Source organism: Burkholderia aenigmatica, from assembly GCF_902499175.1.
GTDB classification, from domain to species: domain Bacteria; phylum Pseudomonadota; class Gammaproteobacteria; order Burkholderiales; family Burkholderiaceae; genus Burkholderia; species Burkholderia aenigmatica.
On sequence record NZ_CABVQC010000017.1, the window covers coordinates 1 to 11,879 of the forward strand.

The following is an 11,879-nucleotide window of genomic DNA, read 5'->3' on the forward strand; positions in this document are numbered from 1 at the left end:
CGCGCTCCAGACTGCAGCACACCGCCAACCTTGCTTCCCTCTTCCGCGCCGCGTTTCCGTTAGCGCGAAAGAGGCGTGATTGTAGGCAGCCTCTTCGATCTGCGCAAGGGGTTTTCTCAAAAAAATATAAGGCCCCGCACGCTGCCGCGTGCGGGGCCTTATATAGAAGCAGCCGAACCGTCAGCCCACGCGTACCTGGCGCGCGACGATCTCCATATAGTGATCGAGATCCGGCGTCACCTTGCCTTCTTCCTTCGCCGTATCGTCCCAGCGGCGCAGACGCAGCGCGTCCTCCGCGAACGGGCGTTGCAGGAACGCCGCCGTCTCCTCTTCACTGAAGATGCCGCCCTGCAACGCGAGGCTGCGCACCGAGTCCGGCGACAGGCTCTCGAAGTAGCCGGCGTCCGTGCGGCACAGGCAGCGCTTCGCGTCGACATGCAGCCGGATCGGCTCCAGCACCGCGTCGGAAAACAGCGGCCGCAGGAACGGCAACACGTAATACTGATGCAGATCGTCGATACCGCGCGCGCTCGGCGTCTCGCCCTGGCGATTCAGCAGATGCCCGAGATCGTGCAGGAATGCCGCCGCGACCAGCGCGTCGTCAGCTCCCGCCTCTTCCGCCAGCAATCCGCTCTGCAATGCATGCTCGAGCTGCGTAACCGGCTCGCCGCTATAGGCCACATGGCCATGCTCGCGATACAACCCGTCGATCTCTTCCACCGTCAATGCCATTCGTTCACTCCCAAGGCAGCGAAAACGTCTTCAGGTTCGTGAAGCTCTTCATCGCCTCCTGAACGCCTTCCTTGTAACCGAGCCCCGAATCCTTGATCCCGCCGAACGGCGACAGCTCGATCCGGTAGCCAGGCACTTCCCATACATTCACCGTGCCGACGTTCAGCTCGTTCACGAACCGCACGACCGCCGCCGTACTGTCCGTACAAACGCCCGACGATAGCCCGAACGCCGTTCCGTTGCTGATCCGGATCGCGTCGTCGATCGTGTCGAACGTGATCACCGGCGATACCGGGCCGAAGGTCTCCTCGCGCACGATCGTCATCGACGGATCGACGTTGTCGAGCACGGTCGGCGCATACAGCGCGCCGCGCCGCACGTTGCCGGTCAACAGGCGCGCGCCCTGCGCGACCGCTTCGTCGACACGCGCCTCGAACAGCCGCGCCGCTTCCTCGTCGATCACCGTGCCCATTTCGTTCGCGGGATCGAACGGATCGCCGTACTTCCATGCGCGCGTCTTCTCGACCAGCAACTCGGTGAAGGCGGGCGCGATCGAACGCTGCACCAGCATCCGCTTGACGGCCGTGCAGCGCTGGCCCGAATTCCGGTACGAGCCGAGCACCGCCAGCGACGTCGCGCGTTCGAGATCGGCATCGTCGAGAACGATCAGCGGATCGTTGCCGCCCAGTTCCAGCACGATGCGGCGGTAGCCGGCCCGCGCGGCAATCGCCTTGCCGATCGCCACGCCGCCCGTAAAGGTAATCAGCGACGCATGCGGATTCGTGACGAGTTCGTCCGCGATCTCGCGCGGATCGCCGGTCAGCACCTGCAGCATCGGCTCCGGGAGTCCGGCTTCGACCAGCAGGTCGGCCAGGTAGAACGCCGACAGCGGCACCTTCTCCGACGGCTTCACGATCACGCGGTTGTTGGTCGCGATCGCCGGCGCGATCTTGTGCGCCACCTGGTTCATCGGATGATTGAACGGCGTGATCGCGACGATCACACCGTCGAGCGGCTGCCGCTGCGAAAACACGCGGCGCGCCTTGCCGTGGGGCGTCAGGTCGCACGAGAAACTCTGCGCGTCGTCGCGCAGCGCCTCGATCGCCGCAAACTTCAGCACATCGGCGACGCGACCGATCTCGTAGCGGGAGTCCTGTTTCGACAGGCCCGATTCGAGCGTGATCAGGTCGGACGCTTCCTCGGTACGCTCGCGCAACAGCGCGGCCGCGCGTTCGAGAATCTGCGAGCGCTCGTAACGCGTGAGCTTCGGCCGGTACGCCATCGCGTAGTCGAATGCCGCGCGCACGTCGTCGACGCTCGCCAGCGGCACCGTACCGACGCGCGTGCCCGTGTAAGGGTCCATGACGTCGAGCGTGCGTTCCCGCGTCGCGCGCGTGCCGCACCAGCGCAGCGCCTCTGCACGGAACGCCGGGTGATCGTGTCGGGGATGAGCCATCATGTCGCGACCCGGTTCAGCACGAAATCGAACACGTCGAAGTTGCGCGGGCGACGCGCGGGATCGAGCGGCTCGATACGGCGATTGAACAGCAGCGGTACTTCCTGCTCCGACACGCCGCCATGCGAACGCAGCGGCACCGTAAGACCCGACAGATCGTGTTCGCGCTCGCGCGTGCCGAGCGTCATGTCGCGGCGGCCGATCACGACGAGATCGCCGATCCGGTCGGCCGGCAGCTCGAAACGTGCGGCAGCTTCCGCGTTGTCGAGCACGAGCTCGACGCCGTCGAGACTGCCGACGCGCCACATCGCCTCCGCCCGGTCGACACCCGGCGCCAGATAAATGGTCGCAAACGAACCGAGCGCGCCATGGTGCACGACGTACGGATCCGTGATCGGCAGGATCACGCGCGCAGCCTGCGCGCCGTACCAGCCGTCGAACGCATCCTGCAGATAGATGACGTTCGGCCGGCCCGTCGCGGGATCGTGCTTCGCGTTCATCCCGTGATCGGCCGTGAGCCCGATCACCCAGCCGAGCGCGTCGAGCTGCGCGAGATAGCCGTCCATCATCGCGTAGAACGCGTTCGCGCCGGCACTGCCCGGCTCGCACTTGTGCTGCACGTAATCGGTGGTCGACAGGTACATCAGGTCGACCTGGCGCGTCTGCGCAAGCCGCACGCCGGCCGCGAACACGAATTCGGACAACGCCGCGCTGTAGACGTCCGGCGACGGCAGGCCCACCCAGTCGAGCACGTCGACGATCCCGTTTTCCGCGAGATTCGCCTGCGCAGCCTTCTCGGCCGAAAAGCAGATGCCGTTCAGTTGCCAGCCGAGCAGCCGGCGCAGCTTGTCCTTCGCCGTCACGACGGCGACCCGCGCACCGGCGTCGGACGCCGCCGCGAGCAGCGTGCCGGCCCGCAGGTAGGCCGGGTCGTTCATCATGACTTCGGCACCGCGCCCGCCGTCGGCGGCCGGATCCCAGAAATAGTTGCCGCAGATCCCGTGGACCGACGGCGGCACGCCGCAGACGATCGACAGGTTGTTCGGGTTGGTGAAGGTCGGCACGACGCAATCGCCGCGCCAGGCCGTGCCTTCCGCGATCATCCGGCCGATGAACGGCGCGACGCCCGCTTCCACCGCCCGTTCGAGATAGTCGTACTCGCAGCCGTCGACGCAGACGACGACGGTCGGCTCGACCGGCAGCCGGTAGTGCCGGCCGTTGACGTCGACGGAACGTCCCGCGAGATCCGTCGAAGCGCCGGCTGCCGACGCTTCACCCGGTTGGCGCAATGCGAACGCGGCGTTCATGATGCCACCCGCTTGCCGCGCGGCACGCGCGCAGCGATCAGCAGCAGCGCCGCGAGCGACGCGCCGAGCATCAGCAGCGACAACGCCGATGCCGGAAGGTAGTAACCGCGCTCCACCTGGCCGATCACGACGATCGGCACGGTCGCGAAACCGGGCGGATACACCGTCAGCGTCGCGCCGAGCTCACCGAGCGACAGCGCAAAGCCGAGCGCGAGGCTCGCGCGCAGCGCCGGCACGAGTTGCGGCAGCAGCACGCGGCGCAGCACCATCGCAGGCGGCGCACCGAGGCTCGCCGCGGCTTCGCGCAGCACGGTCAGTTCCGGACGCAGCGCGGCGGCCGCGCAGCGATAGCAGAACGGCAAAATCAGCGCGAGCTGCACGAGCACGACGATCGCCGCCGAACTCGACAGGTCGAACGGCTTCTGGTGATACGCAATCAGCACCGCGAGCCCGAGCACGACGCTCGGCACACCGTTCGGCACCATCACGAGCGCGTCGACCACCGCGCCGAGGCCGCGCCGGTCGCGCCCTTCGAGTGCCAGCGCAAGCCACAGCCCGAGGGCCGTGCCGACCGCCGACACGCCGAAGCCGATTTCCAGGCTCGTCAGCAGCGCGTCGTATTCCGGCGACCCGAGCCGCTCGAACCAGCGCAGGCTGTAGCCGGCCGGCAAAATCGTGCCAGACCACTGCGTCGACACGCTCGACAGCGCGACGACGACGACAGGCAACACGAACAACCAGAAGCACGCGAACGCGGCCAGCGCGAGCGCCGCGCGCGACGCATGCTTGAGCACCGTGTCGCCCCAGCCGATCTGGTGGCGCGGCACGGCTTGCCCGATACGAAATTCAGCGGACATCGTTCCCTCCCGTCGCACGCCGGTTCACCCGGCGATAAACCGCATACAGCGCCAGCGACAGCGCGAGCATCACGACCGCGCCGGCCGACGCGGTCGGCAGGTCGAGGTCGACGGTCGCGCTGCTGTAGATCGCGACCGGCAGCGTCACGAGCCGCGCGCTGCCGAGCACCAGCAGAATCCCGAATTCGTTCAACGTCAGCAGAAAGCACAGCACGGTGCCGGCGGCGATACCCGGCCACGCGATCGGCAGCACGACGCGGCGGGCGAGCATCCAGCCGGACGCGCCGAGGCTGCGCGCGGCTTCGATCAGCCGCAGGTCGAGCGTCGCGAACGACGCGAGCGTCGGCCGCACCACGAACGGCGTATAGAACACGGTCTGCGCGAGGATCACGCCGCCAATGCCGAACAGGAAATCGAGCGGCGGATTCTCGAGATGGAACAGGTGCTGCAGCGCGATGCTGATCGAGCCCTGCGAGCCGTACAGGAAGATCAGCGTGAACGCGACGAGGAACGACGGGAACGCAACGTACAGCTCCAGGAAGCGCGTAACGAGCGACGCGCCCGGAAACGGCTTGAAGAACAGCAGCGCAGCCAGCAGCACGCCGAGCACCGACGCGGTGCCGGCACTCGCGAACAGCACGCCGAGCGTCGTCAGCATCACGTCGCGCGTGTCGGGGTTGCCGAAGAACGTGCGGTACGCGGCAAAACTCAGCCCGTGGTCGCCCGATACGCTCAGCAGCACGAGCCGCACCAGCGGATAGACGACGAGCGGGCCCAGCAGGAGGATCGCGAGCGCGGCCAGGTGCAGGTCGCCCATGCGCTTGCGGCGCCGCGCGGCGGCCGCGTGCGCGGCGGCCGACGCGAGCACGTGCGGCGGCAGGCCGGCTTCAGGGCTCGATAAGGACGACATCGTCTGCCTCGCAATGCAGGGAAACGCGCGCACCGCGCTCGGGAGCCGCACCGCGGCCGCGTTGCATCGTGACGCGTACGGGTTCGTCGGGGGCCGCATCGATCGTGACCGCGATCGACAGGTCCGCGCCCTGCCATTCGACGGACGACACCGTGCCGTGCAGCCCGCCCGCAGCGGGCGGCATCACGGTCAGGCGCTCGGGGCGCACGCAGGCCACCTTGCCGCGCACTTCGTGGCGCGGATCGCCGAGCGGGAAAATCACGTGCGGCGGCAGCAGGTTCGCCGGGCCGAGATAGCGTGCGACGTAGCCGTCCTGCGGCGCGTCGTACAACTGCTGCGGCGTGCCGAGCTGCGCGATATGGCCGTCGCGCATCAGCAGCGCGCGATCGGACAGCACAAGCGCGTCGTCGCGGTCGTGCGTCACGCAGACGACGGTCAGGTTCGGCAGGCGCTCGTGCAGCGCCTTCAGTTCGCTGCGCACCGATGCGCGCAGGTTGGCGTCGAGCGCCGACAGCGGCTCGTCGAGCAGCAGCACGTCCGGCTCGATCACGAGCGAGCGCGCCAGTGCGACACGCTGCTGCATCCCGCCCGACAGTTGCGCGGGCAGGTGATGGCCCGCATCGCCGAGCTGCACGAGCTTCAGCGCGTCGGCGACGCGGCGCGTCACTTCCGACGACGCCATGCCGCGGGCGCGCAGCCCGAATGCGACGTTCTCGAACACCGACAGGTGCGGGAACAGCGCGTAATTCTGGAACAGCAGACCGAGATTGCGCTTGTGCGGCGGCGCATAGGTCAGGTCGCGTCCGGCAACGGTCAGCGTGCCGGTCAGGCCATCGGCCTTCACGAACCCGGCGATGAAGCGCAGCAGCGTGGTCTTGCCGCAGCCGCTCTTGCCGAGCACGGTCAGAAATTCGCCGGCACCGATCGACAGCGACAGATCTTCCAGCACCGTGCGTGCGCCGTAGCGCACGCTCAGGTGTTCGATCTGCACGCCGCCCGGCGCGCCGGACCGCAGCGTTGCTTGCGGTTCGGCGGCGCCGAATGCGCCGGGATGGGTCAGGGTGGTTTCCACCGGGTTCATCCTCTTGCTCACAAATACAGGCGGCGTGCGCCGATCACTTCGGCTTGACGACGTCGAGCTGCTTGCCCGAGCTGCCGATCACGTCCTTCTTCCAGCGCTCGATCCAGACCGGCTTCTTCGCCATCACCTGGGTCCAGTCGACCGGGATCAGCTTCACGCCCGCGATCGCCTTCTTGACCGCTTCGCCGTTCTTGCCGGCCAGCGGCACGTCCGTGCGGCCCGGGATACCGTACATGTCCGGCACCTTCGACTGCACTTCCGTCGACATCAGGTAGTCGATCAGCTTCTTGCCGGCGTCCTGGTTCGGGCCGCTCTTGATCAGGCCGATGCCGTACGGGAGCTGGAACGTGGTCGGCTGGTCGCCATCCTTCGCGGCCAGGAAGATCGGCTTGACGGACAGCGCGCCGTGTTCGGCATCGTCGAGGTCCATCTGCAGGTCGCCGTTCGCGACGCTGATTTCGTTACGCGACAGCAGCACGTTCAGGTAGCCCGTGCCCTTCGTGTGGAACTTCACGCTCTGCGACAGCTTCGCCAGGTAGTCGAACGCCTTGTCCTCGCCCATCAGCGACGTCGTCAGGATCAGCACGGCCATCCCGTCGCCAGCCGTGGCCGGGTTCGAATACGCGACCTTGCCGGCGTAGGCCGGCGACAGCAGGTCGGCGAACGTCTTCGGCTGGTTCTTCACGACGTCCGGGTTGATCGCGAACGAGAAGTAGTTGTTCACGAACGTTGCCCACGTGCCGTCTTCAGCCTTCGCGATGGCCGGCACGTTCTTGTAGTTCACGCTCTGGTACGGCTGCAGCAGGCCCATCTGGCCGGCTTGCTGAATGAACGGCGGCAGCGTGACGATCACGTCGGCCTTCGGGGAGTTCTTCTCGATGTTCGCGCGGTTGACGACTTCACCGCTGCCCGCCGTCACGATGTTGACCTTGACACCTTCCTTCTTCTCGAAGGCCGGCAGCACATCGCGATAGAGGTTCTCGAGACCATCTGCCGTATACAGCACGACCGCGCTCGCCGCATGGGCGGGCAACGCGGCGCCCATCAGACCGGCGACGCTGGCGGCCAGCGCAAGCTTGCGGAACGCGCCGGCAGCGGCGCGCGAGGGTTTCTGCAGTGTCATCTGACTTCTCCGTAGGCGGAACACCAAATGGCCGGGGGCACGATCCGGCTCTCCTGTTATCTCCGGGCAAGGCCGATCGACGGCCCGCCTCGCCGCCGCGCTGAGGTTAGGTTTTGCGCGGCAAGCGAAGGATCACAGCGTTCGATGACAAACCCGTGACGAATGCCACAATTTCCAAAAAATGACACATTTTGCCAATATCATGCAAGTCATTCAGAAATGCCGCCCGGCATTTCTTCCTACCTTTGCAGAGGAAAACCATGTCCGATCCGATTCTTCTTACGCCCGGCCCGCTCACCACGTCCGCCACAACCCGCCACGCAATGCAACATGACTGGGGCTCGTGGGATGCCGCTTTCAATGAACTGACGGCCAGCGTCTGCGCGGATCTCGTCGCGATCGCGCACGGCGGCGACGAGTACGTGTGCGTGCCGATGCAAGGCAGCGGCACGTTCTCGGTCGAAGCGGCGCTCGGCACGCTGGTGCCGCGCGACGGCGTCGTGCTGGTGCCCGACAACGGCGCGTACTGCGCGCGCATCCTGAAGATCCTCGGCCGGCTCGGTATCGAAGCGATCGCGTTGCCGTTCGGCGAGGACGCCGCCGTCGATCCGGCCGCGATCGAAGCCGCGTTCGCGCGCGAGCCGCGCATCACGCACGTCGCGCAGGTGCATCTGGAGACGAGCGCCGGCATCCTGAACCCGCTCGACGACATCGCCGCCGTGTGCCGGCGCCACGGCAAGCGGTTGATCGTCGACGCGATGAGCTCGTTCGGCGCGCTGCCGATCAAGCTGGCCGGCAGCGGCATCGATGCGCTGATCTCGGCGAGCGGCAAATGCCTCGAAGGCGTGCCGGGGATGGGGTTCGCGATCGTGCGGCGCGACGCACTCGACGCGAGCGAAGGCAACTCGCCGTCGCTCGCGCTCGATCTCCACGATCAGTACGCGTATCTGCGCAAGACGGGCCAATGGCGTTTCACGCCGCCGACGCACGTGATCGCCGCGCTGCGCGCCGCGCTCGACCAGTATCTCGCCGAAGGCGGCCAGCCGGCGCGCGGCGCGCGCTATGTGGACAACTGCCGGACGCTGGTCGAATCGATGCACGCGCTCGGCTTCACGCCGTTCCTCGATGCGAGCGTGCAGGCGCCGGTGATCGTCACGTTCCACGCGCCCGACCACCCGGCCTACGATTTCCGCCGCTTCTACGACGCAGTGCGCGATGCGGGCTTCATCCTGTATCCGGGCAAGCTCACGCAGCTCGAGACGTTCCGCGTCGGCTGCATCGGCGCGATCGATTCGAACGATATCCGGCGCGCGGTCGCGGCAATCGCACAGGCGGTCGAGTCGCTCGGCATCGCCGTGCAGCGCGCATAAGCGCGGTACGACGTCAGCCGGCAGACCCGCCGGCACGCGCAAACAAAAAAGCCCGGCGGCCTTGCGGCTGCCGGGCGAACGCACTGGATGTGCGTGGAGCCGGTGCTTACAGCTCGATCCGCTTGATGTCGCCGACCACGAAGATGTACGACGCCGCGCCAACCAGCGCGATCACACCGATGAACACAAGCGCGCCGACGAACGACCCGGTCGATGCGACGATGAAACCGACCACGAGCGGCGTGACGATCCCGGCGAGGTTCGCCGCGAAGTTGAAGATGCCGCCCGTGACGCCGAGCAGGCCGTCCGGCGCGATGTCCGACACGAGCGTCCAGCCGAGTGCCGCCATCCCCTGCGCGAAGAATGCAACTGACATGATCGCGATCACGGCCTCGTTGCTCTGCACGTAGTTCGCGAGAATGATCGTCGACGCGAGCAGCAGGCCCGCGATGATCGGCAGCTTGCGCGCGAGGTTCGCGGACTTGCCGCGGCGCAGCAGCCAGTCGGAGAAGATCCCGCCGAACATCACGCCGACCGACGCGGCGATGAACGGCATCACCGCGAAGAAACCGATCTTCAGCCAGCCCATGTGGCGCTCGGTGGCGAGGTAGGTCGGGAACCAGGTCAGGAAGAACACGAGCGTCGAGTTGCCGGCGAACTGGCCGAGGCAGATGCCCGCGAGCTGGCGCTTCTTCAGCAGCTTGCCGGCCATCGCCCAGCTGAATGCCTTCTGTTCGCCCTTGGCGCCCTTGCCACCTTTGTCGCCGTCCTTGCGCACGCCGTGCACCAGGCCGCCGCCCGCCTCGATATAGGCCAGCTCCTCCGAATTCGCGCCCGGATGGTTGCGCGGCTCGTGATAGAACTTCCACCAGACGAGGCCGAACACGATACCGATCGCGCCGACGACCCAGAACAGCGAGCGCCAGCCGAATGCCCCCATCAGCGCAAACAGCACCGGGCTGAAGAACGCGAGGCCGATGTACTCGCCGACGGTGTAGGTACCCGTCGCCATCGCACGCTCGTTCTGCGGGAACCACGTCGCGACGACGCGGCTGTTGGTCGGAAAGCACGGCGCCTCCGCGATGCCCAGGCCGAGACGACAGGTGAGCAGCGTCGCGACGCCGGGCACGAAGCCCTGCAGGAACGTGCACAGTGACCACAGCGTCATCGACCAGTAGTAAGTGACCTTGCTGCCGAAACGGTCGAGAAAGAGGCCGCCGGGCACCTGCGCGGCCACGTACGTCCACGAAAACGCGGAAAACATGATGCCCATCACGGCCGCGTTGATGCCGAGCTCCTTGGTGAGCTGCGGCGCAGCCACCCCCAGCACGGTGCGGTCGAGATAGTTGATCATCGTGCCGATCGCGAGCAGCGCGAGAATCTTGTAGCGCGCCGAGGTGCGCCGGACGGTGCCGGACGCCTGCGCCGGCGCGGCGCTCGTGTGGGTGGTGTGCTGCATGGTCGTCTCCTGGTCTCTCTTTCTGCAAGGGGGTCAGCGCGCGACGAGCGACTGAAAGTGATCGAACATCCGCTCGGCGTCGGGCGTGCGTCCGGTGAAGATCTCGAACGCGTCGACCGCCTGGTAGACGGCCATCCCGCCGCCCGGCAACGTGGCGCAGCCGGCCGCGCGCGCCGCGTGGATCAGTTCGGTTTCGAGCGGGAAATACACGATGTCGGCCACCCACATGCCCGCGTGGAGCAGCTCGGCCGGCAACGGTAGGCCCGGATGCTTGGCCATGCCGGTCGGCGTCGCGTGGATCAGGCCCGTTGCGGCGCGCATCGCCTCCGCGAGATCGCCGCCCTGCACGACGCGTGCCGCGGGGAAGCGCTGCTGCAGCTCGGCCGCGAGCGCAGCGGCGCGCGTGCCGTCGACATCGAAAATCGTCAGTTCGGCCGCGCCCATCTGCAGCGCCGCGTGTGCAACGGCCGCGCCCGCGCCGCCCGCGCCAAGCTGGACGACGCGTTCGAGCGACGCGCCCGGCAACCCGCGGCGAAACGATTTCGCGAAACCCGACCAGTCGGTGTTGTGGCCGATCCGCTTGCCGTCCTTGAACAGCACGGTGTTCACCGCGCCGAGCGCACGCGCATCGTCCGACAGCGCGTCGAGGTGCTCGATCACGCGCTGCTTGCACGGATGCGTGATGTTCAGACCGTTGTAGCCCATCCGTTGCGCGGCATCGAGCAGTTGCGGCAATGCGTCGACGGTCACGCCGAGCGCGTCGAGGTCGATGCGCCGGTAGACATAGCCGAACCCCTGGCGGAATCCTTCTTCCTCGTGCATCGCGGGCGACAGCGAGCCGCCGATGCCCTGGCCGATCAGGCCGATCAGAAACGACGGGCGGCTCATCGTGCGGCTCCCTGCGCGAACAGCGTCGCCAGACGCTGCAGCGCGAACACGTAGCCTTCGGTGCCGCAGCCGCAGATCACGGCTTCGGCCACCGCCGACACATAAGAATGGTGACGGAACGCCTCGCGGCGATGCACGTTCGAGATATGCACTTCGATCACGGGCTTCGCGATCGCGGAAAGCGCGTCGGCCAGCGCCACCGACGTATGCGTATAGGCGGCCGGATTGATCACGATGCCGTGCGTGTCGTGACGCGCGGCATGCAGCCAGTCGATCAGCTGGTGCTCGGCGTTCGACTGACGGAAGTCGATTTCCAGCCCGAGCCCCTCGGCCGCCGTGCGGCAGCGCTGCTCGACGTCGGCGAGCGTTTCCGCGCCGTAGATATGGGGCTCGCGGGTCCCCAGCAGATTCAGGTTCGGGCCGTTCAGCACCAGCACCTTGTGCTTGCTCATGGTGATTCTGCTCCTAAAACAGGGGCGGACCGTGACCGGCATCGCCCCGAAGACATCGGAATTTGGCGCTAGTGTGCGCCCGGGAAGGCAAGCTGTCTTTTCGGGTTTTCGCTAATTTGTACCACCTAGTTAGTTTGTACAATACGCATCACTAGCCCAGTAAATTCGGGATATGGTGTGCACCAGAAATTCAACGACTGGTTCATTCAGGATCGGTTCGACCGACGCCATGCCCCGCTCATCC

Annotated in this window: 11 protein-coding genes; 1 reads left to right on the forward strand and 10 read right to left on the reverse strand. The window is 66.8% G+C overall.

Annotated elements, in window-relative coordinates:
* Positions 1-180: 180 nt before the first annotated feature.
* From BDO18943_RS14260 to phnS, 7 genes are read right to left on the reverse strand one after another with little or no spacing between them, the layout of a single operon-like run.
* Positions 181-732 carry a phosphonate degradation HD-domain oxygenase gene (locus BDO18943_RS14260; protein ID WP_175022813.1) on the reverse strand — a complete coding sequence of 184 codons (552 nt, stop codon included), beginning with the start codon at positions 730-732 and terminating at the stop codon, positions 181-183.
* A gap of 4 nt (positions 733-736) precedes the next feature.
* Positions 737-2,191, reverse strand: a complete 1,455-nt coding sequence (gene phnY / locus BDO18943_RS14265) for a phosphonoacetaldehyde dehydrogenase (RefSeq protein WP_175022814.1) — start codon at positions 2,189-2,191, stop codon at positions 737-739.
* Positions 2,188-3,495: a phosphonoacetate hydrolase gene (gene phnA / locus BDO18943_RS14270; RefSeq protein ID WP_175022815.1), complete on the reverse strand. Its 1,308-nt coding sequence runs from the start codon at positions 3,493-3,495 to the stop codon at positions 2,188-2,190. Before phnA ends, phnY begins: the two co-directional genes overlap by 4 nt.
* Entirely contained in the window at positions 3,492-4,352 is an 861-nt protein-coding gene (gene phnV / locus BDO18943_RS14275; RefSeq protein WP_175022816.1) for a 2-aminoethylphosphonate ABC transport system, membrane component PhnV, read from the reverse strand. Before phnV ends, phnA begins: the two co-directional genes overlap by 4 nt.
* A complete protein-coding gene (gene phnU / locus BDO18943_RS14280; RefSeq protein WP_043181466.1) occupies positions 4,342-5,262 on the reverse strand; it encodes a 2-aminoethylphosphonate ABC transporter permease subunit in 921 nt (306 codons plus the stop codon). The genes phnV and phnU overlap by 11 nt, the downstream gene beginning before the upstream one ends.
* Positions 5,240-6,343 (reverse strand): 2-aminoethylphosphonate ABC transport system ATP-binding subunit PhnT, encoded by a 1,104-nt coding sequence (gene phnT, locus BDO18943_RS14285; RefSeq protein WP_175022817.1) that lies wholly within the window; start codon positions 6,341-6,343, stop codon positions 5,240-5,242. Before phnT ends, phnU begins: the two co-directional genes overlap by 23 nt.
* A gap of 34 nt (positions 6,344-6,377) precedes the next feature.
* Positions 6,378-7,466 carry a 2-aminoethylphosphonate ABC transporter substrate-binding protein gene (gene phnS / locus BDO18943_RS14290; protein ID WP_175022818.1) on the reverse strand — a complete coding sequence of 363 codons (1,089 nt, stop codon included), beginning with the start codon at positions 7,464-7,466 and terminating at the stop codon, positions 6,378-6,380.
* 260 nt (positions 7,467-7,726) lie between these two features.
* Here phnS and BDO18943_RS14295 point away from each other — a divergent pair, with 260 nt between their 5' ends.
* Entirely contained in the window at positions 7,727-8,836 is a 1,110-nt protein-coding gene (locus BDO18943_RS14295; RefSeq protein ID WP_043180850.1) for a 2-aminoethylphosphonate--pyruvate transaminase, read from the forward strand.
* Between the two features lie 106 nt (positions 8,837-8,942).
* On the opposite strand, the gene BDO18943_RS14300 is transcribed toward BDO18943_RS14295, so the two are convergent.
* From BDO18943_RS14300 to aroQ, 3 genes are read right to left on the reverse strand one after another with little or no spacing between them, the layout of a single operon-like run.
* Entirely contained in the window at positions 8,943-10,295 is a 1,353-nt protein-coding gene (locus BDO18943_RS14300) for an MFS transporter (protein WP_089451818.1), read from the reverse strand.
* A 33-nt stretch (positions 10,296-10,328) separates the two neighbouring features.
* Positions 10,329-11,183 (reverse strand): shikimate dehydrogenase, encoded by an 855-nt coding sequence (locus BDO18943_RS14305; RefSeq protein WP_175022819.1) that lies wholly within the window; start codon positions 11,181-11,183, stop codon positions 10,329-10,331.
* Positions 11,180-11,635 carry a type II 3-dehydroquinate dehydratase gene (gene aroQ, locus BDO18943_RS14310; protein WP_043180853.1) on the reverse strand — a complete coding sequence of 152 codons (456 nt, stop codon included), beginning with the start codon at positions 11,633-11,635 and terminating at the stop codon, positions 11,180-11,182. Before aroQ ends, BDO18943_RS14305 begins: the two co-directional genes overlap by 4 nt.
* Positions 11,636-11,879 lie beyond the last annotated feature (244 nt).